The 25,905-nt window shown below is 69.2% G+C and carries 21 protein-coding genes and 1 riboswitch; of the genes, 14 read left to right on the top strand and 7 right to left on the bottom strand.

The features are described from left to right. The first annotated feature begins 10 nt into the window (after window positions 1-10). Window positions 11-1,807, top strand: coding sequence for an AcrB/AcrD/AcrF family protein (locus B2515_RS00200; protein ID WP_293872525.1), 1,797 nt, complete (start codon window positions 11-13; stop codon window positions 1,805-1,807). 38 nt (window positions 1,808-1,845) lie between these two features. Here the strand turns inward: B2515_RS00200 and B2515_RS00195 are convergent, their stop codons facing one another. After that, window positions 1,846-2,634, bottom strand: a complete 789-nt coding sequence (locus tag B2515_RS00195) for a DUF72 domain-containing protein (protein ID WP_293872523.1) — start codon at window positions 2,632-2,634, stop codon at window positions 1,846-1,848. A gap of 1,069 nt (window positions 2,635-3,703) precedes the next feature. Here B2515_RS00195 and B2515_RS17320 point away from each other — a divergent pair. Further along, the gene (locus tag B2515_RS17320) at window positions 3,704-3,988 is read left to right on the top strand and encodes a hypothetical protein (protein ID WP_366001910.1); all 285 of its coding nucleotides are present in this window, start codon (window positions 3,704-3,706) and stop codon (window positions 3,986-3,988) included. Here the strand turns inward: B2515_RS17320 and B2515_RS00185 are convergent. After that, window positions 3,973-5,376 carry a helix-turn-helix domain-containing protein gene (locus B2515_RS00185; RefSeq protein ID WP_293872519.1) on the bottom strand — a complete coding sequence of 468 codons (1,404 nt, stop codon included), beginning with the start codon at window positions 5,374-5,376 and terminating at the stop codon, window positions 3,973-3,975. The genes B2515_RS17320 and B2515_RS00185 overlap by 16 nt on opposite strands. A gap of 98 nt (window positions 5,377-5,474) precedes the next feature. Between B2515_RS00185 and B2515_RS00180 the strand changes: the two genes are divergently transcribed. The 9 genes from B2515_RS00180 (at window position 5,475) to B2515_RS00140 (ending at window position 14,049) form a co-directional block, all read left to right on the top strand. Beyond that, window positions 5,475-7,001: an acyl-CoA carboxylase subunit beta gene (locus tag B2515_RS00180; protein WP_293872518.1), complete on the top strand. Its 1,527-nt coding sequence runs from the start codon at window positions 5,475-5,477 to the stop codon at window positions 6,999-7,001. Between the two features lie 97 nt (window positions 7,002-7,098). Continuing rightward, window positions 7,099-7,389 carry a GIY-YIG nuclease family protein gene (locus B2515_RS00175; RefSeq protein WP_293872517.1) on the top strand — a complete coding sequence of 97 codons (291 nt, stop codon included), beginning with the start codon at window positions 7,099-7,101 and terminating at the stop codon, window positions 7,387-7,389. Between the two features lie 105 nt (window positions 7,390-7,494). Then, complete coding sequence (mce, locus tag B2515_RS00170) at window positions 7,495-7,914, top strand: methylmalonyl-CoA epimerase (protein ID WP_293872516.1); 420 nt, start codon at window positions 7,495-7,497, stop codon at window positions 7,912-7,914. Next, window positions 7,901-10,105 (top strand): methylmalonyl-CoA mutase, encoded by a 2,205-nt coding sequence (gene scpA, locus B2515_RS00165; protein ID WP_293872515.1) that lies wholly within the window; start codon window positions 7,901-7,903, stop codon window positions 10,103-10,105. Before mce ends, scpA begins: the two co-directional genes overlap by 14 nt. Beyond that, window positions 10,102-10,482 carry a lysozyme inhibitor LprI family protein gene (locus tag B2515_RS00160; RefSeq protein WP_293872514.1) on the top strand — a complete coding sequence of 127 codons (381 nt, stop codon included), beginning with the start codon at window positions 10,102-10,104 and terminating at the stop codon, window positions 10,480-10,482. The genes scpA and B2515_RS00160 overlap by 4 nt, the downstream gene beginning before the upstream one ends. Beyond that, window positions 10,479-11,474, top strand: coding sequence for a biotin synthase BioB (bioB, locus tag B2515_RS00155; protein ID WP_293872641.1), 996 nt, complete (start codon window positions 10,479-10,481; stop codon window positions 11,472-11,474). Before B2515_RS00160 ends, bioB begins: the two co-directional genes overlap by 4 nt. Before the next feature lies 1 nt (window position 11,475). Then, window positions 11,476-11,697, top strand: a complete 222-nt coding sequence (locus B2515_RS00150; RefSeq protein WP_293872513.1) for a DUF4160 domain-containing protein — start codon at window positions 11,476-11,478, stop codon at window positions 11,695-11,697. Continuing rightward, on the top strand, window positions 11,694-11,957 hold the full coding sequence (locus tag B2515_RS00145; protein WP_293872512.1) for a DUF2442 domain-containing protein: 264 nt from the start codon (window positions 11,694-11,696) through the stop codon (window positions 11,955-11,957). The genes B2515_RS00150 and B2515_RS00145 overlap by 4 nt, the downstream gene beginning before the upstream one ends. Window positions 11,958-11,973: 16 nt before the next feature. Beyond that, a complete protein-coding gene (locus tag B2515_RS00140) occupies window positions 11,974-14,049 on the top strand; it encodes an acetyl-CoA carboxylase biotin carboxylase subunit (RefSeq protein ID WP_293872511.1) in 2,076 nt (691 codons plus the stop codon). A gap of 55 nt (window positions 14,050-14,104) precedes the next feature. Here the strand turns inward: B2515_RS00140 and metE are convergent, their stop codons facing one another. Next, complete coding sequence (metE, locus tag B2515_RS00135) at window positions 14,105-16,408, bottom strand: 5-methyltetrahydropteroyltriglutamate--homocysteine S-methyltransferase (protein WP_293872510.1); 2,304 nt, start codon at window positions 16,406-16,408, stop codon at window positions 14,105-14,107. A gap of 115 nt (window positions 16,409-16,523) precedes the next feature. After that, window positions 16,524-16,749, bottom strand: a riboswitch (cobalamin riboswitch). Between the two features lie 168 nt (window positions 16,750-16,917). On the opposite strand from metE, the gene B2515_RS00130 reads away from it, so the two are divergent. Continuing rightward, the gene (locus B2515_RS00130; RefSeq protein ID WP_293872509.1) at window positions 16,918-17,400 is read left to right on the top strand and encodes a hypothetical protein; all 483 of its coding nucleotides are present in this window, start codon (window positions 16,918-16,920) and stop codon (window positions 17,398-17,400) included. 62 nt (window positions 17,401-17,462) lie between these two features. On the opposite strand, the gene B2515_RS00125 is transcribed toward B2515_RS00130, so the two are convergent. Further along, the gene (locus tag B2515_RS00125) at window positions 17,463-17,771 is read right to left on the bottom strand and encodes a hypothetical protein (RefSeq protein ID WP_293872508.1); all 309 of its coding nucleotides are present in this window, start codon (window positions 17,769-17,771) and stop codon (window positions 17,463-17,465) included. Window positions 17,772-17,878: 107 nt separating this feature from the next. On the opposite strand from B2515_RS00125, the gene B2515_RS00120 reads away from it, so the two are divergent. Together B2515_RS00120 and B2515_RS00115 are read left to right on the top strand one after the other, a co-directional pair. Further along, on the top strand, window positions 17,879-18,187 hold the full coding sequence (locus B2515_RS00120) for a hypothetical protein (RefSeq protein ID WP_293872507.1): 309 nt from the start codon (window positions 17,879-17,881) through the stop codon (window positions 18,185-18,187). 153 nt (window positions 18,188-18,340) lie between these two features. Further along, window positions 18,341-21,505 carry a helicase-related protein gene (locus B2515_RS00115; RefSeq protein WP_293872506.1) on the top strand — a complete coding sequence of 1,055 codons (3,165 nt, stop codon included), beginning with the start codon at window positions 18,341-18,343 and terminating at the stop codon, window positions 21,503-21,505. Here B2515_RS00115 and B2515_RS00110 read toward each other — a convergent pair. From B2515_RS00110 to B2515_RS00100, 3 genes are all read right to left on the bottom strand, one after another. Beyond that, entirely contained in the window at window positions 21,502-23,892 is a 2,391-nt protein-coding gene (locus B2515_RS00110; RefSeq protein WP_293872505.1) for a PQQ-binding-like beta-propeller repeat protein, read from the bottom strand. The genes B2515_RS00115 and B2515_RS00110 overlap by 4 nt on opposite strands. Then, window positions 23,889-24,926: a patatin-like phospholipase family protein gene (locus B2515_RS00105; RefSeq protein WP_293872504.1), complete on the bottom strand. Its 1,038-nt coding sequence runs from the start codon at window positions 24,924-24,926 to the stop codon at window positions 23,889-23,891. The genes B2515_RS00110 and B2515_RS00105 overlap by 4 nt, the downstream gene beginning before the upstream one ends. Before the next feature lie 161 nt (window positions 24,927-25,087). Beyond that, window positions 25,088-25,888, bottom strand: a complete 801-nt coding sequence (locus tag B2515_RS00100) for a class I SAM-dependent methyltransferase (protein ID WP_293872503.1) — start codon at window positions 25,886-25,888, stop codon at window positions 25,088-25,090. Window positions 25,889-25,905: the final 17 nt, after the last annotated feature.

The raw sequence follows: 25,905 nt of genomic DNA, 5'->3' as shown, positions 1-25,905 counted from the left end.
GTCGCAGCAGTTGAACACTTTCCCCCCCGCTCCCACGGCACGCGGTCGCCTCGTCGACGCCATCGACCGGCACTGGATCGCGCTGACCCTGATCGCCTGGCTGGCGGTGGCGGTCTGGTACATCTGGAGCGACTGGAATCTGGTGCGCTGGCTGTCGCTGGGCGACACCGACGACAATATGCGGCTGATGCAGGTGCGCGCGTGGCTGGCGGGCCAGCCCTGGTACGACCTGCGCAACTATCGGCTCAACCCGCCGGTCGGGTTCGACATCCACTGGAGCCGCATCGTCGACCTGCCGATCGCCGGGCTGATCCTGTTCTTTCGCCTGTTCACCAGCAACTTCTGGGCGGAGCGACTGGCCTGCGGGATCGCGCCGCTGCTGCCGCTGTCGATCGCGATGCTGGGGGTCGCGGCGACGGTGCGGCGACTGATCGATCCGCGCGCCTGGCCGCTGGCGCTGGTCTTCCTGCTCGGCACGTCGGCGACGATGCTGATGTTCCTGCCCGAACGGATCGACCATCACGGCTGGCAGCTCGCGATGCTGAGCCTGACCGTCGCCGGCCTGTGCGATCCCAGGGGTGCGCGCGGCGGGCTGATGGTCGGCCTCGCCAGTGCGGTCAGCCTGTCGATCGGGCTGGAGATGCTGCCCTATTGCGCGATGGCGGGTGCGATCCTCGCGCTGCGCTGGGTCTGGGACCGGGTCGAATCGACGCGGTTGCAGGCCTATGCCCTCAGCCTCGGCGGCGGCAGCGCGATCGGCTTCGCGGCGTTCGCATCGGACGCCAATCATGCGATGCGCTGCGATGCGCTGACCCCGGTGTGGCTGAGCGTCTGCGTCGCGGCGGGAGCGCTGCTGTTCCTGCTCGCGCGGCTCGACCCGGCGGCGCGCAACCTGCGCCTCGGCCTGTCGGTGCTGGCGGGCGCGGTGATCGTCGCCGGCTTCGTCCATTTCTTCCCGCAATGCCTTGCACGGCCCGAGGGCGTCTCGCCCGAGCTGGAGAAGAACTGGCTGAACAACGTCCGCGAGGCCAAGCCGATCTACAAGCACGCCTTCCGCCTCGGTTTCCCGATCGCGGCGCTGCCGGTCGTCGGCGTCGTCGGCGTCCTGCTCGGCGCCTGGCGTGCGCGCGGCACGAAGGCGCTGATCGGCTGGACCGCGGTGGCGTTGTTCGTCACCTTCGCCTGCCTGATGCTGCTGTGGCAGGTGCGCGCCGGACCGGCGGCGCAGCTGCTCGCGGTGCCGGGCGCGACGCTGCTCGGCTGGATCGTGCTGCCGTGGCTGCTCGGCCACCGCTCGATGCCGGTGCGGATCGGCGGCACGGTGGCGGCGTTCCTGCTCGTGTCGGGCCTGTTCGCCGGGCTCATCATCAAATATCTGCCGGTCGACCGGCCCAATGCCTATACGAAGCGGGTCAACGGCTCGACCGGCAATTGCGTGCGCTACACGGTGCTGAAGGCGCTCGACCGCTATCCGGCGCAGACGATCTTCACCTTCGTCGACCTGGGACCACGGCTCATCACCGTGACGCATCACGATGCGATCGCCGGCCCGTATCACCGCAACGGCGCCGCGATCCTCGACGTCCAGCACGCCTTCGGCCGGTCGGCGGACGAAGCGCATGCGATCATCCGCCGCCATGGCGCGACGATGCTGATGCTCTGCCCGAACCATTCGGAATCGACCAACTATCGCGCCCGCGATCCCGGCGGCTTCTACGACCAGCTGGCGCATGGCGAGCTGCCGGCGTGGCTGACGCCGCTACCGCTGCCGAAGGATTCGCCGCTGCGGTTGTTCAAGGTGGATTGAGGGGGACCATCCGGGTCATCCCCGGACGGACGCCGGGATCAGCGCAGCCGCGCGATCAGCGCCATCGCCCCATGGGGCGCGCGGACCTTGGCGCCGTTGATGAAGAAGACGAACGTGTCGCGCTGCGCCTTCGCGGGCGTGTCGGGGGTGACATAGGGCAGGCCGTCGGGTGATCCGCCCGCCTGCCACGTCCGCGCCGCCCTCGCCCAGTCGTCGAGCGCGGCGTCGGTATAGCCCGCCGGATTCTCCTCCTCCGCCGCCTCCAGCCGGGCATAGACAAAGTCGGCGGTGACGTCGGCGATCGCCGGATAGTCGGTCGAATCGGCATAGACGATTCCGACGTTCGCCGCCCGCGCCATCGCGACGAAGGCGGGATCGGCGAAGCTCTCGTGCCGCACCTGCACCGCATGGCGCAGCGGTACGCCGGCGTGGGATGCCGGCAGCAGCTTGAGGAACGCGGCCATGTCGTCCGCGTCGAACCTCTTGGTCGCCATGAACTGCCACAGGATCGGGCCGAGTTTGTCGCCCAGTTCGACAATCCCCTGCCCGACGAAGCGCTCGATCGATTCCCCCGCCTCGGCCAGCACCTTGCGGTTGGTGCAATAGCGCGATGCCTTGACCGCGAAGACGAAGCCGTCCGGCACCGCCACCGCCCAATTGGCGAAGCTGGCGGGCTTGAAGCTCGAATAATATGTGCCGTTGATCTCGATCGCCGACAGCTGCGACGCGGCATATTCGAGCTCGCGCTTCTGCGGCCATTTGGCGGGATAGAAGGTCCCGCGCCACGGCTCGTAGGTCCAGCCGCCGATCCCGATTCGTATCGTCATTAAATCGGTGTACCACCGCGATCGGGGGTATGGCGATGAAAGCGCTGCTGGTCACGATCGGATCACTCGGCGATCTCCACCCGTTTATCGCGATCGGGCTGGCGCTGCAGGCACAGGGGCATGACGTACTGCTCGCGGTGCCGGCCGATCACGTCGACAAGGTGCACGGCACGGGGCTCGCCGCCGAGGCGATCCTGCCAGGCTTCGCGACGATCTGCGCACGACTGGGAATCGATGCGGCGGAGGCCGCGCACCGGGTGCTGACGCAGCGCAGTTTCATGATCGAGTCCGTGATCCTCCCCGCGCTTGCCGACAGTACCATCGCTCTCGATGCGCTGGCCGGCGATGCCGATGTGATCGTCGGATCGATGTATGCGCTAGCGGCGGGGATTGTCGCCGAGAAGCGCGGCCTGCCGCTGGTCGCGCTCAATCTGCAACCGATGGCGATGCTGTCTGGCTGCGATCCACCGGTAGCACCGGAATCGGCAATGATGGCGCACGCCCCGGCCGGACCGATCGGACGGCGATGGAACGCCGGGCTGCTTACGATGCTGCGCCTTGCCGTCCGGGCGCGATACGGCGGTGCCGTGGCGCGCGTCCGAACCGCACACGGCCTGCGACCACATCGTGCGACGCCGATGTTCGATCCGTTGCCAGCGCAGGTGGCGACGCTCTGCTGTTACTCGCCGCTGCTCGCGACGGTGCAACCCGATGCGCCGCCGGGAACGGAGGCGATCGGCTTTCCATTGTTCGACAGCGAGCATGGTTTCTCCGCTCCGCTCGATCCCGCACTAACGGCGTTTCTCGACCGCGGCCCCCCACCGATCGTATTCACGCTAGGCTCCTTCGTTGTCCATGCGCCTGGCGATTTCTATGACGAGGCGATCGCGGCGACACGGAAACTGGGCCGACGCGCGGTACTGCTAACGGGCGAATCCGGCCTGCGTGACGATGCCGGAGACGTTATGCGGATGGGCTATGTGCCGCATTCCCGATTGTTCGGGCGTGCGGCGGCGGTAGTGCATCACGGCGGCATCGGCACCATCGGTCAGGCAATGCGCGCGCAGGCGTGCCGCAGCTGGTCGTCCCCTTCTTCGGCGATCAGTTCGACAATGGTGCGCGAATTACCCGGCTGGGGATTGGGGCCACGATCCGTCCGGCAGCGTTTCGCCAAGCGGCGGCGCAAGCGGCCATCGCACAGGTGGTGAAGGATCCTTCGATCGCCACGCGCGCAGCGACGGTCGGCGCGATCGTCCGGGACGAACCCGCCGCGGCGCGTGCTCCCGAACGGATCGTGGCCATCGTCCGGCGGTGTCATCAACCCGACGGCGCAGCGCATCACTCGAACGCATAGGGTACGATCGTGCGGCGGTCGGGGTCGATCAGCAATTCGCGGCCTGCCGGGGGGAAGGCGCGCTGGTCGCAGTCGCGGCGGGGGCAGATGCGGCAGGACGGGCCGATCGGGGTGGCGCTGCCCGCCCCGCCGACGTCGAGGCCGTCGCCGTAGACGAAATCGCCGGCATGTTCGACCTCGCACCCCAGCACCACCGCATAGCGGCGCGGCGTGCGGCGGTAGCTGGCGGTCGCCTTCACCAGCCCCTTGGCCATCGACACGTAGCGCGCGCCGTCGGGCATCTCGGCGACCTGGACGAGGATGCGGTCGGAGATGGCGACCGCCTCATGCGCCACCCACAGCGGACAGGCGCCGCCATATTGCGCGAATTGCAGCCGGGTGGCGGAATGGCGCTTGGTGATGTTGCCCGCCATGTCGATGCGGCAGAAGAAGAAGGGGATGCCGGGCGCGCCGGGCCGCTGCAGCGTCGACAGGCGGTGGCAGATCTGTTCGAAGCTGACGCCGAACCGCTGGCGCAGCGCATCGACGTCGTGGCGGCACCGGCGGGCCTCGGCGCGGAACCGGGCATAGGGCATCAGCAACGCGCCGGCACCGTAATTGGCGAGGCCGACGCGCAGCAGTTCGCGCGCGGCGTCCGACCGCAGCGGTGCGGCGGCGACGATCCCCTCGATCAGCGCATCCGCCTCCAGCCGGATCAGCTGGTGCGCGAGCTGGAAATGCCGCGTCTCGATCGGCTGCGCGCCGTCGATCAGCAGGGTGGCGCGGGCGGCGTCATAGGCGCGCAGCGCGCTGCCGTCCTCGATCACCGCGATGCCGTGCGCATCGCGCAGCCGTTCGGTCAGCAGGGTGGCGGTCGACCGCGTGCCGGGCAGGGCGTCGGCCAGCGCCTCGGCGAACCGGTCGAGCGGATCGATGTAATTGCCGCTGCCCTGGAACCAGTCGCGCACCTCCTCCCATGGCAGCAGCGTCGGCTGGCTGGCGTCGACGCGGTCGTCGAGCACGCGCAATTGCTCCTGCGAGCGGCGCAGCGCGGCATGGAGCGCGGTCATCCGCCGCGTCACCAGCGGCTGCTGCTTCAGCCCGCGCAGGATGGCGTCCTCGTCCAGCAGCGCGGCGGGGACGGAGGGATCGGTTCCCGCCTCCAGCGCGCCGACCAGCGCGGCGCTGTCGTCCTCGGGCGCGACATCGACCCAGTCGAGCGGAAAGGCGCGGGCCAGCGCGCCCAGCACGCCGCCGGTGATCGGCCGGTCGCCGCTTTCGATCTGCGAGAGATAGCTGGTCGAGATGCCGAGCCGGCGGCTGAGCGCAGTCTGGCTGAGCGACAGGCGCGCGCGCAGCGCCCGTACGCGGTCGCCGGCGAAGATACGGGGGCGGGGAACGTCGGCCATCGGCTCGCCCTACTTTGCAAACCCCATGGTTGCAATTTTGCAAAACCACAGTTGCGGCATCGGGCTACACGGGGCGAGAGAGACGAGCAGGAGCCTGTATGTCATCCACGCTGAACGAACTCGAACGCCGTCGTACCGCTGCCAGAGCCGGAGGTGGCGCAAAACGCGTCGCCGCGCAGCACGCCAAGGGCAAGCTGACCGCACGCGAACGCCTCGACGTGCTGCTCGACGAAGGGTCGTTCGAAGAGATCGACATGTACGTCGAGCACAATTGCGTCGATTTCGGCATGGAGACGCAGATCATCCCCGGCGATGGCGTCGTCACCGGATCGGGGACGATCAACGGCCGGCTGGTCTATGTCTTCAGCCAGGATTTCACCGTGTTCGGCGGGTCGCTGTCCGAACGCCACGCGCAGAAGATCTGCAAGGTGATGGACACCGCGCTGAAGGTCGGCGCGCCGGTGATCGGCCTCAACGATTCGGGCGGCGCGCGCATCCAGGAGGGCGTGGCGAGCCTCGGCGGCTATGCCGAGGTGTTCCAGCGCAACGTGCTCGCATCGGGCGTCGTGCCGCAATTGAGCCTCATCATGGGGCCGTGCGCGGGCGGCGCGGTCTATTCGCCGGCGATGACCGACTTCATCTTCATGGTGAAGGATTCGAGCTACATGTTCGTCACCGGCCCCGACGTGGTCAAGACGGTGACCAACGAGGTGGTGACACAGGAGGCGCTGGGCGGCGCGGTGACGCACACCACCAAGACGTCGGTCGCCGACAATGCGTTCGAGAACGATATCGAGGCGCTGCTGGCGGCGCGCGACTTCATCGACTTCCTGCCCGCCTCGAACCGCGAACCCGTGCCGGAACGCCCGACCGCGGATGCGTGGGACCGGCTGGAGCCCAGCCTCGACACATTGGTGCCGGCGAGCGCCAACCAGCCCTATGACATGCACGAGCTGATCCGGAAGGTCGTCGACGAAGGCGACTTCTTCGAAACCCAGCCGGCGCATGCGGGCAACATCATCACCGGCTTCGGCCGGATCGAGGGGCGCACGGTCGGCTTCGTCGCCAACCAGCCGATGGTGCTGGCGGGCGTGCTCGACATCAATTCCTCGAAGAAGGCGGCGCGGTTCGTGCGCTTCTGCGACGCGTTCGACATCCCGATCGTGACCTTCGTCGACGTGCCCGGCTTCCTGCCGGGCACCGCGCAGGAGCATAACGGCATCATCAAGCATGGCGCGAAGCTGCTCTTCGCCTATGCCGAGGCGACCGTGCCCAAGATCACCGTCATCACCCGCAAGGCCTATGGCGGCGCGTACGACGTGATGGCGTCGAAGCATCTGCGCGGCGACCTCAACTACGCCTGGCCGACCGCCGAGATCGCGGTGATGGGCGCGAAGGGCGCGGTGGAGATCATCTTCCGCGGGAAAACGCCCGAGGAGATCGCCGAGCGTACCGCCGAGTACGAGGCACGCTTCGCCAACCCCTTCGTCGCGGCGAGCAAGGGCTTCATCGACGAGGTGATCCAGCCGCACTCGACCCGGCGGCGGATCGCGCTGGGCTTGCGGAAACTCAAGGGCAAGAGCCTAGAGAATCCGTGGAAGAAGCATGACAATATTCCGCTGTGACCCCGTCATCGCGAGCGAAGCGACGCGATCCAGAGTGTCCGGATGTGGGGCTCTGGATTGCTTCGCTACGCTCGCAATGACGGGGGGCGGGCTGTGAATGCACCCGACGATCTACATGGTGGCGAGCGGCCGCAACGGCACGATCTACGTCGGCGTGACGTCGAACCTGCCGCGGCGAGCGTGGGAACATCGCGAAGGGCTGATGGACGGCTTCACCAAGCGTTACGGCTGCAAGCTGCTCGTCTGGTTCGAAGCGGCGGATACGATGGAGGCGGCGATCCTGCGCGAGAAACAGATCAAGGCCGGATCGCGCGCGAAAAAGCTCGCGCTGATCGAAGCGATGAATCCTGGCTGGCACGACCTTTACGAGCAGATCATGCATGGCTGACACACCCACCTGTGCCGTCATTGCGAGCGCAGCGAAGCAATCCAGAGTCGCGCGCGTTGCCCTGGATTGCCGCGCTGCGCTCGCAATGACGGGAGGAAAACACGCATGATCCTCGGCCGCCTCAACCATGTCGGCGTCGCCACGCCGTCGATCGCCCGATCGATCGAGACGTATCGCAACCTGCTCGGCGCGACAGTGATCGGCGAACCGTTCGACCTGCCCGCGCAGGGGGTGAAGGTGTGTTTCATCGACACGCCCAACACGCAGATCGAGCTGATTGAACCCTATGACGACACCTCGCCGATCGCCGGCTTCCTGCGCAGCAATCCCGCCGGCGGGCAGCATCACGTCTGCTTCGAGGTGCCCGACATCCACGTCGCCGTCGCCGACCTAAAAGCGAAGGGCGCGCGCGTGCTCGGCGAACCGCGCATCGGGGCGCATGGCACGCCGATCGTCTTCGTGCACCCGAAGGACATGGGCGGCGTTCTGGTCGAACTGATGGAGACGCCTGATGGCGATCATTGAAACCAACACCGGCGAGGATAGCGGCGCCGCACCGACCCTGCCGGCGACGCCCGAGCCAACACCGCAGCCGAACCTCGCCGACTGGCAAGCCGCCGCCGCGAAGGAGGTGAAGGGCAAGGACCTCATCTGGGCGACGCCCGAGGGGATCGCGGTCAAGCCGCTCTACACCGCCGAGGACGCGCCGGTGGACCCGGGCCTGCCCGGTTTCGCGCCGTTCACGCGCGGCGTGCGCGCGTCGATGTATGCCGGGCGGCCGTGGACGATCCGGCAATACGCCGGCTTCTCGACCGCGGAGGAATCGAACGCCTTCTACCGCCGCAACCTCGCGGCCGGGCAGAAGGGTCTGAGCGTCGCCTTCGATCTCGCCACGCACCGCGGCTATGACAGCGACCATCCGCGCGTCACCGGCGACGTCGGCAAGGCGGGCGTCGCGATCGACAGCGTCGAGGACATGAAGATCCTGTTCGACGGCATCCCGCTCGACCAGATGAGTGTCAGCATGACGATGAACGGCGCGGTGATCCCGATCCTCGCCTTCTTCATCGTCGCGGGCGAGGAACAGGGCGTCGACCGCGAATTGCTCGACGGGACCATCCAGAACGACATCCTGAAGGAGTTCATGGTCCGCAACACCTATATCTACCCGCCCGAACCGAGCATGCGGATCATCAGCGACATCTTCGGCTATACCAGCCGCGAGATGCCGAAGTTCAACTCCATCTCGATTTCCGGCTATCACATGCAGGAGGCGGGGGCGACGCAGCTCCACGAGCTCGCCTTCACCATCGCCGACGGCATGGAATATGTGAAATACGGCGTCGCATCGGGTCTGGATATCGACAGGTTCGCCGGGCGGCTGTCGTTCTTCTTCGCGATCGGCATGAACTTCTTCATGGAGATCGCCAAGCTGCGCGCGGCACGGGTGCTGTGGCATCGCGCGATGACGCAATTGGGCGCGCAGGACGAACGGTCCAAGATGCTGCGCACGCATTGCCAGACCTCGGGCGTCTCGCTGACCGAGCAGGATCCGTACAACAACGTCATGCGTACGACGATCGAGGCGATGGCGGCGATGCTCGGCGGCACCCAGTCGCTGCACACCAACGCGCTCGACGAGGCGATCGCGCTGCCCACCGATTTCTCCGCCCGGATCGCGCGCAACACGCAGATCGTGATCCAGGAAGAGACGGGGATGACCAAGGTCGTCGATCCGCTCGGCGGCTCCTATTATGTCGAAAGCCTGACGCAGAGCCTCGTCGATGGCGCGTGGGAGATCATCGAGCGGGTGCAGGCCGAAGGCGGCATGGCCAGGGCGGTCGCGGCGGGCTGGCCCAAGGCGATGATCGAGGAGGCGTCGGCCGCCAGAGCCGCGCGCGTCGATCGCGGCGAAGACGTGATCGTCGGGGTGAACAAATATCGCAAGGCGGACGAGGACCCGATCGACATCCTCGACGTCGACAACGTCGCGGTGCGCGAATCGCAGATCCGGCGGATCGAGCGGGTCAAGGCGACGCGCGACGCGGCGGCGTGCCGGGCGGCGCTCGATGCGCTGCGCGAGGGCGCGCGCGGTTCGGGCAACCTGCTCGCGCTCGCGGTCGATGCGGCGCGGGCGCGCGCGACGCTGGGCGAGATCAGCAGCGCGATGGAGGACGTCTTCGGCCGGTTCGGGACGCAGCCGACGCCGGTGAAGGGCATCTACGGCGGCGCCTATGCCGACGACATACGCTGGGAGCGGCTGGCGGACGGTGTCGCCGCGACCGAACGCCGCCTCGGCCGCAAGCCGCGCATGCTCGTCGCCAAGATGGGGCAGGACGGCCACGATCGCGGCGCCAACCTCGTCAGCAGCATGTTCGGCGACCTGGGGTTCGAGGTCGTCCCCGGCCCGCTGTTCCAGACGCCGAAGGAGGCCGCCATCCTGGCGCTGGACAGCGACGTCGACATCGTCGGCGCATCCAGCCTCGCCGCGGGGCACAAGACGCTGATCCCCGAACTGATCGGCCACCTGCGCGATGCCGGCCGTGCCGACATCAAGGTGATCGCCGGCGGCGTCATCCCGGCGCAGGATTATCAGGCGCTGCGCGATGCGGGGGTGCAGGCGATCTTCGGTCCGGGTACGAACCTCATCAAGGCGGCCGAGGACGTGCTGCGTCTGCTCGGCCATAACATGCCACCACAGGAGGATGCCGCATGATCCGTTACGCCCTGTCCGCCGCGTTGCTGGTGGCGGCACCGGCCGGCGCGCAGACCCAGACCGCGATGAACCAGGAGGCCGGCGCCGCGTGGAAGGCCGCCGATGCGACGATGACCGCCCAGTGGCAGCGCACCTATGCGGCGATGAAGCGGCGCGACGCCGCCGACACCACGCGCGGCGGCGGGTTCGGCTATGCCGCGGCGACGCTCGCCAGCCAGCGCGCCTGGCTGGCGTTTCGCGATTCCCAGTGCACGATCGAGGGCGGGGAATATGCGGGCGGTTCGATGCAGCCGATGGTACGGGCGCAATGCCTCGCGCGATTGACGCGCGAACGGACGGCACAATTGAAGGACATGATGTGGCAGCGGGGACGATGAACACGGTGCGTAACGACTGGACCCGCGACGAGATCGCCGCGCTGTTCGACCTGCCGTTCGACGAGCTGATGTGGCAGGCACAGGGCGTCCACCGCGCGCATCATGCGCCGTCGCAGGTCCAGCTGTCGACGCTGCTGTCGATCAAGACCGGCGGTTGCCCGGAGGATTGCGGCTATTGCTCGCAGTCGGTCAGCGCCGACAGCGGCGTCAAGGCGACCAAGCTGATGGACGTCCGCGCCGTGCTGCAGGCGGCGGCGCAGGCGAAGGACAACGGCTCGACCCGCTTCTGCATGGGCGCGGCGTGGCGCAACCCCAAGGACCGCGACATGGGCGCGATTCTGGCGATGGTCGAGGGCGTGCGCGGCATGGGCATGGAAACCTGCATGACATTGGGCATGCTCGAACCGCATCAGGCGCGGCAGCTCGCCGACGCGGGCCTCGATTACTACAACCACAATATCGACACCTCGCCCGAACGCTATGGCGACGTCATCACGACGCGCAGCTTTCAGGAGCGGCTCGATACGCTCGACGCGGTACGCAGCGCCGGGATCAACGTGTGCTGCGGCGGCATCGTCGGCATGGGCGAGACGCGTGACGATCGCGTCGGCTTCGTCCATGCGCTCGCCACCCTGCCGGAGCATCCCGGCAGCGTGCCGGTCAACGCTTTGGTGCCGGTCAAGGGCACGGTGCTCGGCGACATGCTCGCCGATACGCCGCTCGCCAGGATCGACGAGATCGAATTCGTCCGCACCGTCGCCGTCGCGCGCATCACCATGCCCGAAAGCATGGTCCGCCTGTCGGCGGGGCGCGAGAGCATGTCGGAATCGACGCAGGCCCTGTGCTTCATGGCGGGCGCGAACTCGATCTTCACCGGCGACAAACTGCTGACCGCGGGCAACGCCGGCGACGACAAGGATGCAGCGCTCTTCGCGAAGCTCGGCGTCACGCCGATGGCCGCGGACTGCCGGCTGGCCGAGGCGGCGGAGTGACATGCCGACGGTGCTGCGGATCGGCGCGTTTCGTTTCTATCTTTACAGTCACGAACCCAACGAACCGCCGCACATCCACATCGATCGCGGCGATGCCACGATCAAGGTGTGGCTGACCGTCGTGGAGGTCGCGAAAAGCCGCGGCTTTCGCGCGCATGAGACCAACGACCTGCCTATCGATGGTCGAGGAGCACCGTACCGGCTTGCTGGAGGCGTGGCATGAATATTTCGGCTAGGATCACCGACGAACGCGTGCTCGACGTGCGCTTCGACGCCGCGAGCCTGATCGTCGATCTGATGGACGGTCGCAGCATCGCCGCGCCGCTCGCCTGGTATCCCCGACTGCTGCACGCCACGCCCGAACAGCGTGCGCATTGGGAAAAGGCGGGTGCCGGCTATGGCATCCACTGGCCCGACATCGACGAGGACCTGAGCACCGAAGGCCTGCTGCGCGGTGCTCCCGCCGTCACGGCCACGCGCTGACAATCGAGGAACGGACATGTTCAAGAAAATCCTGGTCGCCAATCGCGGGGAGATCGCCTGCCGCGTGTTCCGCACCGCCAAGCGCATGGGGATCAAGACCGTCGCGGTCTATTCCGATGCCGACGCCCGCGCGCCGCACGTCCTGATGGCCGACGAAGCGGTGCGGCTGGGGCCGGCGCCGGCGGCCGAGAGCTATCTCAAGGCGGAGCTGATCCTGCTCGCCGCCAGGGAAACCGGCGCGGACTGCATCCACCCCGGCTACGGCTTCCTCTCCGAGCGCGAGAGCTTCGCGCGTGCCTGCGCCGAGGCCGGCATCGCCTTCGTCGGGCCGCCGCCGAACGCGATCGCGGCGATGGGCGACAAGATCGAATCAAAGAAGCTGGCCAAGGCGGCGGGCGTCAACGTCGTCCCCGGCTTCCTCGGCGAGATCGCCGACACCGACGAGGCGGTTCGGATCGCCACCGACATCGGCTATCCGGTCATGATGAAGGCCTCGGCCGGCGGCGGCGGCAAGGGCATGCGCCTCGCGTATAGCGAGACTGACGTGCGCGAGGGGTTCGAGGCGACCAAGCGCGAAGGCCTCGCCAGCTTCGGCGACGACCGCGTCTTCATCGAGAAGTTCATCGAGAGCCCGCGCCATATCGAGATCCAGGTGCTCGGCGACCAGCACGGCAACATCCTCTACCTCAACGAGCGCGAATGTTCGGTCCAGCGCCGCCACCAGAAGGTGGTCGAGGAGGCGCCCTCCCCCTTCGTCACCCCGGCGATGCGGAAAGCGATGGGCGAACAGGCGGTCGCGCTCGCCCGCGCGGTCGGCTATTACAGCGCGGGCACTGTCGAGTTGATCGTGTCGGGCGCCGACACCACCGGTCAGGGCTTCTATTTCCTCGAGATGAACACCCGGCTGCAGGTCGAACATCCGGTGACCGAGGAGATCACCGGGCTCGATCTGGTCGAGCAGATGATCCGCGTCGCCGCCGGCGAACCGCTGGCCATCACGCAGGATCAGGTCGGCATCCACGGCTGGTCGATCGAGAATCGCGTCTATGCCGAGGACCCGTATCGCGGCTTCCTGCCCAGCATCGGCCGGCTGGTGCGCTACAATCCGCCCATGCAATCCCCCTCCCGCTTGCGGGAGGGGCCAGGGGAGGGCTTGTCCGCGGGCGATGCATCGGGTGAATCCCAGCCCCTCGCGCAAGCAGGAGGGGAACCCCGTATCCGCGTCGACGACGGCGTCGCCGAGGGTGGCGAGGTCAGCATGTTCTACGACCCGATGATCGCCAAGCTCATCACCTGGGCGCCGACGCGCGAGGCGGCGATCGATGCGCAGATCGCCGCATTGGACGCGTTCGAGATCGAGGGGCCGGGGACCAACATCGATTTCCTGTCGGCGCTGATGCAGCATCCGCGCTTCCGTTCGGGCGCGATCACCACCGGCTTCATCGCCGAGGAATATCCCGACGGTTTCCACGGCGCCCCCGCCGATGCCGACCTGACGCGTACGCTCGCCGCGATCGCCGCCTTTGCCGCGACCGCGCAGGCGGATCGCGCGCGGCGGATCGACGGCCAGCTCGGCCGCCGCCTGCCGCCGCCGAGCCGATGGGCGGTGCGGATCGACGGCAGCGATCACGAAGTGGACGTCTCCACCGACGGCATCGCCGTGGACGGCGAGGACCTCGACATCGCTTTCGAATATACGCCGGGCGACCGGATGGTGGAGGCGGAGATCGGCGAGGATCGGCATCTGTCCGTCCGTATCGCGGCGACGCGTGGCGGCTTCCGCCTGACCACGCGCGGCGCGAGCCATCAGGTGCGGGTGCTGCCCGCGCATGCCGCACCCTATGCGGCGCATCTGATCGAGAAGGTGCCGCCCGACCTGTCGCGCTTCCTGATCGCGCCGATGCCCGGCCTGCTCGTCCGGCTCGACGTCGGCGCCGGCGACGCGGTCGAGGCGGGGCAGCCGCTCGCCGTCGTCGAAGCCATGAAGATGGAGAATATCCTGCGCGCGGAGAAATCCGGCCGGGTGAAGGCCGTCTCCGCCGCGGCGGGCGACAGCCTGTCGGTCGACCAGATCATCCTCGAGATGGAATGAACCGACCGACCGGCCGCCCCCGCACGGGGGACTGGCCGGTCGGTCGACGCGCCGGTCAGACCGGATCGGCGCGCAATTCGCGGGCGGCAGCGACCATCGCCTCGATCGCCGGCGTGACCTCGGCCCAGCCGCGCGTCTTCAGCCCGCAATCGGGGTTCACCCACAATTGCGCGGGCGCGAGATGGCGGCGGGCGAGCCGGATCAGCGCGACCATCTCGTCGCGCGAGGGCACGCGCGGCGCATGGATGTCGTACACCCCCGGCCCGATCGCACTGGGGTAGCGATAGCGGGCGAAGCCCTCGAGCAGCTCCATCTGCGATCGCGCCGTCTCGATCGAAATGACGTCGGCGTCCATCGCGCCGATCGCCGGCAGGATGTCGTTGAACTCCGAATAGCACATGTGGGTGTGGATCTGCGTCGCATCGGCCACCCCGGCGGCACAGAGCCGGAAACAGGCGACCGCCCAGTCGAGATAGGCCTGCCAGTCGCGCCGCCGCAGCGGCAGCCCCTCGCGCAAGGCCGCCTCGTCGATCTGGATCGCCTGCGCGCCCGCCGCCTCGAGGTCGATCACCTCGTCGCGGATGGCGAGCGCGATCTGGCGACAGCTCGCCTCGCGCGGCTGGTCGTCGCGCACGAACGACCAGTTGAGGATCGTCACCGGCCCGGTCAGCATCCCCTTGACCGGCCGCCGGGTCTGGTCCTGCGCAAAGCGCCACCAGTCGACCGTCATCGGCCGCGGCCGCGTGACGTCGCCGAACAGGATCGGCGGGCGGACGCAGCGCGAGCCGTAGCTTTGCACCCAGCCGTTGACGGTAAAGGCGAAGCCCGACAGCTGCTCGCCGAAATATTGCACCATGTCGTTGCGCTCGAATTCGCCATGGACGAGCATGTCGAGCCCGACATCCTCCTGCCAGCGGATCGCCCGCGTCGTCTCCGCGCGCAGGAACCGGTCGTAATCAGCACCGCTGAGATGGCCGCGATTGTGTTCGGCACGAGCGTGGCGCACCGCGGCGGTCTGCGGGAACGAACCGATCGTGGTGGTCGGATAGGCGGGCAGGTCCAGCACCGCGGCCTGCGCGGCGATGCGGGTGGCGTGGCCCGAGCGGCGTTCGACCATGTCCGGCGTCACCGCGGCGAGCCGCACCGCGACATAGGGATCGTGGATACGCGCCGACACCTTGCGCGCCGCGGCCGCCGCGGTTGCGGCGGCGAGCCGGTCGGCGACGCTGTCGCGGCCGTGGTTGAGCGCGCGCTTCAGCGTGTCGAGCTCGGCGACCTTCTGTACCGCAAAGGCGAGCCATTGCGCGACCTCGTCGTCGAGCCGGGTTTCGAGCGCGAGATCGACCGGTACGTGGAGCAGCGAACAGGAGGGCGCGAGCACGATGTCGCGGGTCGCCGCGATCGGTTCCAGCCGGTCGAGCAAGGCGGCGAGGTCGGCACGCCAGACGTTGCGGCCGTCGATGACCCCCAGCGACAGCAACAGCGATTTCGGCGCCTTGGCGAGCAGCGCATCGAGCTGCTGCGGCGCACGGACCAGATCGACGTGCAGCCCCGCCACCGGCAGCGCCGCGGCGAGCCACAGATTGTCGTCGAGCGCGCCGAAATAGGTGGTCAGCATCAGCTTGACGCCGACCCGCGACAGGCGGGCGTAGGCGCGGGTCAGCGCGGTGCGCTGGCGATCGTCGAGGTCGAGCACCAGCACCGGCTCGTCGATCTGCACCCATTCCGCCCCCGCCGCGGCGAGCTGGCCGAGGATCGCGGCGTAGAGCCCCAGCACCTCGTCGAGGAAGGCGAACGGATCGACGTCGCGCCCCTTGGCGAGGCTGAGCCAGGTCACCGGCCCGAGCAACACCGGCCGCGTCTCGTAGCCCTGCGCCTTCGCCTCGCGATATTCGTCGACGATCTTGAGCGGGTTGAGCGCGAGCGTTTGTCCGGCGACCAGTTCGGGGACCATGTAATGGTAGTTGGTGTCGAACCATTTGGTCATCTCGCAAGCGGTCAGGCTGGCGTGGCCGCAGCCGTCGCCCTGATCGTCGCCGGCCGGCGCGGTCGTGCCGCGTGCCATCGCGAAATAGGTGTCGAGCCCGGCCTGTCCGTCGGCGGCGCCATAGCGTGCCGGCACCGCGCCGAGCATGACGCTGGTGTCGAGGACATGGTCGTAGAGCGAGAAATCGTTGGACGGCAGCCAGTCGGCGCCCAGCGCATGCTGGCGCGCCCAGGCGGCGGTGCGCAGGGCGGCGGCGTCGGTCAGCAGGTCCTGCTTCGACGCCTTGCCCGCCCAATATCGTTCGAGGGCGAATTTGAGTTCGCGGCGCGGGCCGATGCGTGGAAAGCCCAAGGTGGCAACAGTGACGGTCATGGTCTTCATACCCCGATGAAGGGCGAGGAAGACGGATGGTCACAGGCAGGACGCGCGAACCGGACAGGCGCCGGTCGCGTGCGTGCAAGCGGCCAGCCCGGGATCCCCGCCGGTGGACGTTATCGCGTCAAAGGCAGGTCTCCTGGCTCGCGGGTCGTCACGTCGGTCTGGCCTTCCCAGCGGCTCGCACCGCCAGTGACACTGTCGACCGCCGCTCGCCGCTTACAGTTGCGGGGGCAGCGCCGGCCTTGGACCCTGATCCTCGAAGGGGGTCCGCACCGGCTTCCCGTCTTAGCTTCGGCGCGCCTTCGCGGCCGAAGAACCTCGACGCCCTTATCATCCCGGGCTTTGGCGCATCCGTCAACGGCGATATAAAGATTTCTTTATATGACACCTGCGGGGCATGTGACGCCCCGACCATCGACCACGGCCCGGGCAATGGAACGGCATGCGGGGCGCGAGGCACTTTCCCGTCTCTTCAAACGTTTAACCGTCATTGGAGAGCATATATGTCACTCAAGACCATGGTCGATGGCGCCGGTCAGGCCATTGCCGATACGATGAAGAGCGACAGCCCCGACATCGCGGCGATGCGGGCACCCGTGCTCGCCTCGCTCGATACGGCGGAGCGGCAATGGGCCGAGCCCGCGGCGGACGATCGACCATCATGGTTCGACGAGGACAACGGCCATGTCGCCTTCAGTCCGACGCTGCCCAACGGCGCGCCGCTGACGATCGACGGCCAGACGCGGGTGTTCGTTCCGGCGGACCGCTTCGCCGATTACCTGCAGGCGATGCGCATCGCGGTGCAAACCGGCGTGTTCGACAAGGAGATCAGCGGCGGCGCGGGCGACAGTCCGAACGTCAGCGGCCTCGCCACCGTCCCGATGCCGGACGCCCGCACGGGGACGTACGAAGAGATACGGCAGGCGCAGAACGCCGATTTGGCACGGCGTCGTCAAACCGATGGCCACGCGCCGACCGCCAGCTGAGCTGAAGCCGGCGAACCGCCGGTGCGATCATGGGCGACGTATCCGCCCATGACCGCACCTGCTCATCGTTCGGTGACGTCTTCGGCTTCGAATTCGCCGAACGCCGCGCGGACCTCGTCGGCGAGGGCCTCGCCATCGATCTTCACCGAAACGACCACCCGCCCCTCGAGTGCGGCATCCCCGCGATTCTCCGGCGTCGGCGTGCCGGCCGCAGTGTCGGACCCCGCTTCCTCGACTCCGGCCGTGTTGTCGTCGCCGTCCGCCGTGACCAGGATGTCCGTCCGCTCGATCCGGAACTGCTGGACCAGCCGTTCGACCGTCATTTCGGCGTCGCGGCGGGTGTCGAACTTGGCGCTCAGGGTGGTGCTCATTGATTTCTCTCCAATCGCATCGCCCAACGCGACGGGACCGATATCGGACCCATCGCAGCGCATCGCCGCCTTCGCGCGTTGACCATCCGGACGAAAGGAGAGGTCGGATGAACACGGTCGACAGACAGAAGAGGTTGCACTTCGATGTGGTGAACGTCGGCCTGCGGGCGCAGGCGACCGCGGTCGGGCTGGTGCAGCTCTGCATCGAATTGCGCGATGCCAATGTGCTGGCGGAACCGGCGATCGCGCGGATCAAGGACGCGATCGCCGACGAGGTGTCGGTCGCCGGTCCGCGGCGGCGCGGCCAGCAGGAATATCGTCAGGAAATCCGGGATCGGCTCGACCAGCTGTTCGCTGGCGAAAAGAAGGTCGGCTCGGCCGAGGCGCTCTCGTTCGGCACACCGCCGGACGAATGAGGTCGGTACGACCGGTCACGGGTTTCGTGTCGGTTCCCTTTGTGATGGAAGGATATTTTTCCGTTTCATCGTGACCGCCCGACCCGTCGGCGCGGAACGAAGCACGACGGGCTGCCGTTCATCTTGCGGGCATGATCGCCCCGGAGAGCGGCCATGTTGAAGCGTACCAGCAACCGCGTCGTCGCCGGCGAAGAGGCGACGGCGCCCGCCGCGCCGCCCGCATGCGTCGCCGCCCGGATCGTCGCCGGCGATAGCCGGCGTGCGATCGTCGTCGCCGAGGACGAGGCCCGCGCCGAAACCATCGCGCGCCTCGCCGCGGCGTTCGCGCCGGCGACGGAGGTGATCCACCTGACCGGCAGCGATGCGCTGCCCGGCGAGGCCGCCCCGCCGAGCGCCGCCAATGTCGGCCAGCGGGTCGAGGCGTTGCGCCGCCTGCGCACCGCCACGGCCGGCGCGGCCGATCGGCCTGTCCTGCTCGTGCTGTCGGCGGAGGCCAGCGCCGTGCGCTACGCCGCCCCGACCGCGTTCGACGAAGCGCCACCGGTGTTCGCGGTCGGCGAGGCGATCGACGTCGCCGCCCTGCCCGCGCTGGCGGAGAGTATCGGCTATGTCCTCGACGATCGCGTCGACGAGCCGGGCGAGATCGCGATCCGCGGCAGCGTCGTCGACCTGTTCCCGGCGGATCGCCTGCACCCGGTGCGGATCGAATTCGCCGACGGTCGCGTCACGACGCTGCGCAGCTATGATCCGGTCACCCAGCTCGGGCTGGAGGATGTCGAACAGGTGACCATCGGTCGGGCCAGCGAGCCGCCGCTCGGCGAGGGCGTGCCGATCACCGCCCATCTGCCGGACGCCGACGTCTATCTGGATCCCCGCGCGCAGGATCGGCGGGACCGGTTCCTCGCGCTCGCCGCGGACGGATCGGGGGAACGCCGATCGCTGGCGGCGCTCGTCGACGATGCGGCATGGCAGGCCGCCGTCGCGGAGCGCCGGATCGTGCCGGGGCCGGACACGGGCGCGCCGATTCCGCGCTTCGTCGAACGGCGCGATCCGCTGCGGGCGTTCCGCCGTTTCGCCGGCGCCGCACTGGCCGAAGGGCGCATGGTCATCGCCGGCGCTGCCCGCGACCTGCGCTTCCTGTCGCCCCGCCTCGGGCTGGACGGCGTGGCGATCGGATCGCTGGCGGAGGCGGCGCGCAGCCCCGCCGGCACCGTATCGCTGCTCGTCGCACCGCTCGACCATGGCTTCGTCCTCGACGACGTCACGATCGTCGCCGCCGCCGATCTGCTCGGCAGCCGCGCGCAGCTCGACGCGAGCGATCCGCGATCCGCACAGGGGTTCGGCGAGGGCGCGGAGCTGCGGATCGGCGACCTGATCGTGCACGAGGATCACGGCATCGGCGCGGTGGTCGGGTTGGAAGCGGTCCAGCTCGACGACACCGCGTCCACCGACGCGATCGTGCTCGAATATGCCAAAAGCGCCCGCCGCCTCGTCCCCGTCACCGAAGCGGGGCGGATCTGGCGCTATGGCGCGGATGCCGATGCGGTGACCTACGACACGCTCGACGGCGGCAGCTGGGCGAAACGCCGGGCCGGGATCGATGCGGCCATCGCCGACAGTGCGCGGGCGTTGCAGGCGCTCGCCGCGGCACGCGACGCGCGCACCACCGCGCCGATCGTCCCCGACAATGCGGCGTACGAGACGTTCGCCGCGGGTTTCGCCTTCACCGAAACCGCGGATCAGATGCGCGCGATCGCGGCGGTGCGCAGCGATCTGGCCAGCGGGCGGCCGATGGATCGGCTGGTCGTCGGCGACGTCGGCTATGGCAAGACCGAGGTCGCGCTGCGCGCCGCGGCAATGGTCGCGCTGGCCGGTCGCCAGGTCGCCGTCGTCGCGCCGACGACGGTGCTGGTCCGCCAGCATCTCGCGACCTTCCGCAAGCGGTTCGAAGCGACCGGCCTGACGGTTGCCGGCCTGTCGCGCCTGTCCACCGCCGCCGAGCGCAAGCGCGTCCGGACGGGCCTTGCCGACGGGTCGATCGACGTCGTGATCGGCACCGGCAGCGTCGGCGGCAAGAGCGTGACGTTCGCCGATCTGGCACTGGTCGTGATCGACGAGGAACAGCGTTTCGGTGCCAAGGCGAAGGCCGGCCTGCGCGCCATGGGCGCCGGCCACGTCCTGACGCTGAGCGCCACGCCGATCCCGCGCACCCTGCAATCCGCGATGGTCGGGCTGCAGGCCCTGTCGATCATCGCGACCCCGCCCGCACGGCGCCAGCCGATCCGCACCATCGTGCAGGGCTTCGACGACGAGACGGTCCGCCGGGCGCTCCGACGCGAGCGGGCGCGCGGCGGGCAGAGCTTCGTCGTCGTCCCGCGGATCGAGGATATCGCACCGCTGGCCAAGCGGCTGGCGCGCCTCGTCCCCGAACTCGGCGTCGTCGTCGCGCATGGCCGGATGGACGCCGGCGACCTCGACGATGCGATGACCGCCTTTGCCGCGGGTGACGGCGATATCCTGCTGGCGACGAACATCATCGAGGCGGGGCTGGACGTGCCGCGCGCCAATACGATGATCGTCCATTACGCCGACCGCTTCGGCCTGTCGCAGCTGCACCAGCTGCGCGGGCGGGTCGGCCGCGGCGGGCGGCGCGGCCAGATCCTGCTGCTGACCGCGGGCGAAGCGACGATCGCGGAGGCGACGCTGAAGCGCCTGCGCGCGCTGCAGGCGTTCGACCAGCTCGGCGCCGGCTTCGCGATCAGCGCCCGCGATCTCGACATGCGGGGCGCGGGCGACCTCGTCGGCGAGGAGCAGGCCGGCCATATGAAGCTGATCGGCGTCGATCTCTACCAGTATCTACTCGGTCAGGCGCTCAAGGCGGCGCGCGGCGAGGATGTCGAGCGCGTGCACCCGGTCCTCAACCTCGGTCTGGCGGGGGCGATACCGGAAGAGTGGATCCCCGAGGCCGATGTCCGCCTGACGCTCTACGGCCAGCTCGCGCACCTCGGCGACGTGGCGGCGCTGGAGGCGTTCGCCGCCGAGCTCGAGGATCGCTTCGGCAGCCTGCCGGCCGCCACCGTCCGCCTGCTGGAGATGACGCGGATCGTGATCCTCGCGATGGACGCGGGCGTCCGTCAGATCGACGCGGGTCCGGGCGCGCTGGCGTTCACGCTGGGCGACCCGAAGGCGCATTTGCCCGCCCCGTTCGAGGCGTCGAAACGGCGGTGGCTCGTGCGCGAGCGGATCGCCGACCCGCTGCGCCGCAGCGAGCGGGTCAGGGAATTGCTGGGCGAGATGCCGATGGAGCGCCCCGCCTAATCGGGCAACGCATAGACCATCAGCGCATCGCCCGCCCGGGTCTTGAGTTGCTTGTGCCCGGTCGCCCCGATCGCAACATATTGCCGGCCGCGGTGCATGTAGGTCATCGCCGATGCCTGCCCGCCCGCCGGCAGGCGCGCCGACCAGAGCAGCCGGCCGCTCGCCGTTTCGAACGCGCGCAGATAGTCGTCCTGCGCGGCGGCGATGAAGGTCAGCCCCGATGCGGTCGTCACCGCACCGCCCAGATTGGGCGTGCCGAGCGGGATGCGCAGCCGCATCGGAATGCCGAGCGGCCCGGCGTCATAGCCCGTCCCGAACGGCTGGCTCCACGCCAGCCCGCCCGTCGCCAGATCGGTCGCCGACAGGAATCCCCAGGGCGGCGTGTTGCACGGCACGCCGAGGATCGACAGCCAGATCGGCCGGTCGACGCCCCAGGGCGCGCCCTTCTGCGGCGCCACCGCCTGGTCTGGGCGGCGGCCGCCATCGCCGATCGCCGGGTCCGCCACCCTGTCGCGCGGGATCAGGCGGACCTGATTGGCGAGGCGGCTGTGGTTGGTGACGACCAGCCCGCGCGCCGGATCGATCGCCAGCCCGCCCCAGTTCAGCCCGCCGATCGTACCGGGATACAGCAATGTCCCCAGCCCCTTGTCGGTCGGCGGCGTGTACATCCCCGCATAGCGCATCCGGTGGAACTGGATCCGGCACAAAGCGGCGTCGATCGGCGTCAGACCGAAGGCATGGCGCGCATCGATCCGTTCCGGATCGCGGCCCGGCAGGCCGGCGAAATTGGGGTAGAAGACCGATTGCGGCTGCGTCGGCGACAGTGTCTCGCCCCGCACGCCGCCCTGCGGCACCGGGCGACGGACGACCGGACGCAGCGGCCGGCCGGTGGCGGCGTCGAGGACGAACAGCGACCCGGTCTTGGTCCCCTGAATGACGACGCGGCGGCGCGCGCCGGCGATCGTCATGTCGGTGATGACCGGCTGCGCGCCGAGGTCGTAGTCGAACCGGTCGCGCTCGACGGTGCGGAACACCCAGCGCGTCGCGCCGGTGGCCCGTTCCACCGCGACGACGGCGGAACTGTAGCGGTCGTCCGCCGCCTCGCGATTGCCGCCGAAATGGTCGTTGCCGGCATTGCCCGTCGCCAGGAACACCAGCCCCATGGCGTCGTCGGCGGAGATCACGTTCCAGACGTTGGGCGTCCCCAGCGGCCAGATCTCGCCGGGCGCCAGCGGGGCCTGCGGCCGGTCGATCCGCTTGGCGTCCCATGCCCAGCGCAGCGCGCCGCTGGTCGCGTCATAGGCGCGGACCACGCCCGAGGGCGCGTCGCGCCGCTGGTTGTCGCTGACCTGCTGGCCGACCAGCACCAGATCGCCGACCACCGCCGGCCCCGAATTGCTGGAGGCATGGCCGGGTTCGCGCAGGCCCATGCCCGCGGTCAGGTCGACCGTGCCGCCGGTACCGAAGCCCGGACACGGGGTGCCGCGGCGCGCATCGAGCGCGATCAGCCGCCCGTCCGCCGCCGCGACGAAGACCCGCGTGGCGCACACCGCGTCGCCACCGGCCGCGGCGGCATGATAGCCGACCGCGCGACAGGCGGCGCTGAACATCGATTCCATCGCGCGCGGCGCGACCCTGGGATCGTAGCGCCAGCGTTCCGCCCCCGTCCCCGGATCGAGCGCGAAGACCATGTTGCCCGGCGAACACAGGAACAGCGTATCGCCGACCTTCAGCGGCGTGTTCTGCGCGGCATAGGAGACGCGATCGTTGGGCGCGGCATCGCCGGTGTGAAACTGCCACGCCGGGCGCAATGCCGACACGTTGGCGGGCGTGATCTGCGCCGCGGGGGAATAACGCTCGCCGCTGTTGGTGCCGCCGAACGCCGCCCAGTCGGTATCCGCCGGGAAGGGCTGTGGCGCACCCGGCCGCCCCGCCGGCGAGACGGGCCGCTCCCAGGCGAGCGCGACGCTGCCCGCCACCGCGACCAGCGCGACCCCGGCCGTCGCGAGCGCCGTCCGCCGTCGCCGCGCCGTCGCGCCCGCGCTGCCGAGCAGCCAGACCAGCAGCGCCGCCGCGAACAGGGCGCCGATCGCACCGACCCGCGCAGCCAGGTCGATCGCCCAGACCGGTTGCCAGCCCTTGCCGGCGATCTCGGCCACCGCCCAGACGATGCTGAGCAGCAGTGCCGCCCCCGTCAGCAGCAGGCCGCCGACCGGCCGCCCCCGCCACGTCAGTACGGTGCCGCCGATCAGCGATACGCCGGCGACCGCGTAATAAGGCGTCCCTCCCAGCGCCAGCAGCCACAGCCCGAGCGCGAGCATCGCCGCACCCAGCAGGCCCGCCGCCGCCTGCACGCCGAGCAGCAGCGTCCGCGGCACCCGGCTCATGCCGCCACCGCGTCGGGCAGGCCGGTCAGCGTCGAGATGCGCCCCAGCCCCCCGCGATGGTCGGCGAGCCAGGCTTCCGCCGTCGCACGGCCCAGCGCGCGCAGCTCCTCGATCTGCGACCAGCGCGTGTCGATCTTGCTCGCCGCGCCGCGCTGCGCCAGTTCGGGCGGCGCGCCCATCAGGTGCAGGTTGGTCGCGGCGAGCGCCTGCATCTTCGGCGACGCGGACTGCGCCTCGCGTGCGATCGCCTGCACCTCGGTCAGCGCCTTGAGGTCGCGGAGCAGGCAGGCGTTGAAGCCGATATCGCTCATCCGCGCCATCGTGCCGGTCAGCGACGACGACACGTCCGCGTTGGTGAACGGCGTGATCTGCACGATCAGCATGTCGGTGGCCCGGGCATCGCCGAAGATGAGCGGTTCGAGCGCGGGGTTGGCGGAAAAGCCGCCGTCCCAATAATCCTCGCCGTCGATATGCACCGCGGCGAACAGATCGGGCAGGCAGGCGGACGCCATCAGCGCATCGAGCGTGATCTCGTCGTTCGCGAACAGGCGCGCGGTGCCGTTGGCCACGCGCGTCGCGGCGATGTGCAGCGGCAGCGCGTCCGGGCGGGTGATCGCGGTCAGGTCGATCGTCTGGTCGACGATCCGGCGCAGCGCGCGCATGTCGCGGATATGCGGCGCGAACGGCGCGATATAGCGGCCGAGCAGCTTCGTCACTTCCAGCGAGCGGCGGAACAACGGCTCGAACAGCGGCCCGGCCCACAGGTCGAGGTCGAACGCCTGCAACGGCGACCCGCCCGACACCGCGCGCCACAATCGCTCCAGCCCGGCCCGCGCGCCCTCACGGCCGCCGCATGCCAGCCCCGCGACCAGCGCCGTGCCGTTCAGCGCCCCCGCGCTGGCGCCGCTGACCGCGACGATCTCCACATCCTCGTCGAGCAGCCGTTCGAGCACGCCCCAGCCATAGGCGCCGTGCGCACCCCCGCCCTGCAGGGCAAGCGCAAGCCTCGGGCGGGCGGTGGTGGCATCGGTCATGGCAGGCGGTCCCTCTGTCGTGGTCCTCTCCGGACAGACGGGTCTCATGCGAAGGATGCGCCCGCTGCGGCCCTAACGGCCCGATGCGCTTTTGGATGCGGGGGTCACAAATCGTTACAGACGGCCGGCCGTGGACGGTGCCACGGCCGGCGCCGCGGGGCTCAGCGCGGCTTGACGAACCGCAGCGTGAAGCGGTCGCTCTCGCCGATCGCGGCATATTTGGCGCGATCCACATCCTTCAGGCGATAGGTCGGCGGCAGCGTCCACACGCCCTCGGGATGGTCGTGCGTGTCCCTGGCATTGGCGTTGATCCGCGATTCCCCGGCGAGCGTGAAGCCCGCGTCCTTCGCCAGCCGGACGACGGTCGACCGCTTGATATAGCCGCTCGTCTTCTCGCGTGCCGTGTCCATGTCCTCGGGCAGGCGATGGTCGACGACGCCCAGCACGCCGCCCGGCTTCAGCGCCGCATAGAATGCCTTGAACACGCGGCCCGCTGCGGCGGGATCGTCCTGCATCAGCAGATTGTGGACGTTGCGGAACGTCAGCACCACGTCGGCGCTGCCCGCGGGAAGCGAGGATGCGCCCGTCGCGAAGTCGATCGTCGCGACCTGCGTCGTGCCATAGGTCGCGGCCTTGCCGGCCAATTGGGTGCGGGTGCGTTCGGCCTGCGGCGTCGGCACCAGCGCGACATAGCGCCCGCGGCCGTTCGTCAGCGGCGCGAGGATCTCGGTATACCAGCCCCCGGCCGGCAGGAATTCGATGATCGTCTGCGTCGGCGTCACGCCGAAGAAGGCGAGCGTCTCCGCCGGGTGGCGATAGCGATCACGCTCCCGGTTCGCCGGCGTCCGCGTCGGCGCTGCGACCGCGGCGGCGATCTGTTTGGACGGGGCGACGGACTGCGCGACCGCTCCGGCGGCGCCGAACGTGGCAAGACAGGCAAAGGTAGCGATCAAGCGATTCATATCGTTACGGTCCTACA

Source organism: Sphingomonas sp. UBA978 (assembly GCF_002292295.1).
Lineage (GTDB): Bacteria > Pseudomonadota > Alphaproteobacteria > Sphingomonadales > Sphingomonadaceae > Sphingomonas.
The sequence above is the reverse complement of the archived record's forward strand: the minus strand, read 5'-3'. Positions and strand labels throughout refer to the sequence as shown.

What these genes read in the sequence shown, in the direction of transcription:
- B2515_RS00160 (WP_293872514.1), top strand. Translation starts at nt 10,102, where the DNA reads ATGATCCGTTACGCCCTGTCCGCCGCGTTGCTGGTGGCGGCACCGGCC.
- B2515_RS00105 (WP_293872504.1), bottom strand. Translation starts at nt 24,926, where the DNA reads ATGACCGATGCCACCACCGCCCGCCCGAGGCTTGCGCTTGCCCTGCAG.
- B2515_RS00180 (WP_293872518.1), top strand. Translation starts at nt 5,475, where the DNA reads ATGTCATCCACGCTGAACGAACTCGAACGCCGTCGTACCGCTGCCAGA.
- B2515_RS00125 (WP_293872508.1), bottom strand. Translation starts at nt 17,771, where the DNA reads ATGAGCACCACCCTGAGCGCCAAGTTCGACACCCGCCGCGACGCCGAA.
- B2515_RS00185 (WP_293872519.1), bottom strand. Translation starts at nt 5,376, where the DNA reads ATGGCCGACGTTCCCCGCCCCCGTATCTTCGCCGGCGACCGCGTACGG.
- B2515_RS00130 (WP_293872509.1), top strand. Translation starts at nt 16,918, where the DNA reads ATGTCACTCAAGACCATGGTCGATGGCGCCGGTCAGGCCATTGCCGAT.
- mce (WP_293872516.1), top strand. Translation starts at nt 7,495, where the DNA reads ATGATCCTCGGCCGCCTCAACCATGTCGGCGTCGCCACGCCGTCGATC.
- B2515_RS00175 (WP_293872517.1), top strand. Translation starts at nt 7,099, where the DNA reads ATGCACCCGACGATCTACATGGTGGCGAGCGGCCGCAACGGCACGATC.
- B2515_RS00140 (WP_293872511.1), top strand. Translation starts at nt 11,974, where the DNA reads ATGTTCAAGAAAATCCTGGTCGCCAATCGCGGGGAGATCGCCTGCCGC.
- B2515_RS00145 (WP_293872512.1), top strand. Translation starts at nt 11,694, where the DNA reads ATGAATATTTCGGCTAGGATCACCGACGAACGCGTGCTCGACGTGCGC.
- B2515_RS00100 (WP_293872503.1), bottom strand. Translation starts at nt 25,888, where the DNA reads ATGAATCGCTTGATCGCTACCTTTGCCTGTCTTGCCACGTTCGGCGCC.
- metE (WP_293872510.1), bottom strand. Translation starts at nt 16,408, where the DNA reads ATGACCGTCACTGTTGCCACCTTGGGCTTTCCACGCATCGGCCCGCGC.
- B2515_RS00110 (WP_293872505.1), bottom strand. Translation starts at nt 23,892, where the DNA reads ATGAGCCGGGTGCCGCGGACGCTGCTGCTCGGCGTGCAGGCGGCGGCG.
- scpA (WP_293872515.1), top strand. Translation starts at nt 7,901, where the DNA reads ATGGCGATCATTGAAACCAACACCGGCGAGGATAGCGGCGCCGCACCG.
- B2515_RS00115 (WP_293872506.1), top strand. Translation starts at nt 18,341, where the DNA reads ATGTTGAAGCGTACCAGCAACCGCGTCGTCGCCGGCGAAGAGGCGACG.
- B2515_RS00150 (WP_293872513.1), top strand. Translation starts at nt 11,476, where the DNA reads ATGCCGACGGTGCTGCGGATCGGCGCGTTTCGTTTCTATCTTTACAGT.
- bioB (WP_293872641.1), top strand. Translation starts at nt 10,479, where the DNA reads ATGAACACGGTGCGTAACGACTGGACCCGCGACGAGATCGCCGCGCTG.
- B2515_RS00120 (WP_293872507.1), top strand. Translation starts at nt 17,879, where the DNA reads ATGAACACGGTCGACAGACAGAAGAGGTTGCACTTCGATGTGGTGAAC.
- B2515_RS00195 (WP_293872523.1), bottom strand. Translation starts at nt 2,634, where the DNA reads ATGACGATACGAATCGGGATCGGCGGCTGGACCTACGAGCCGTGGCGC.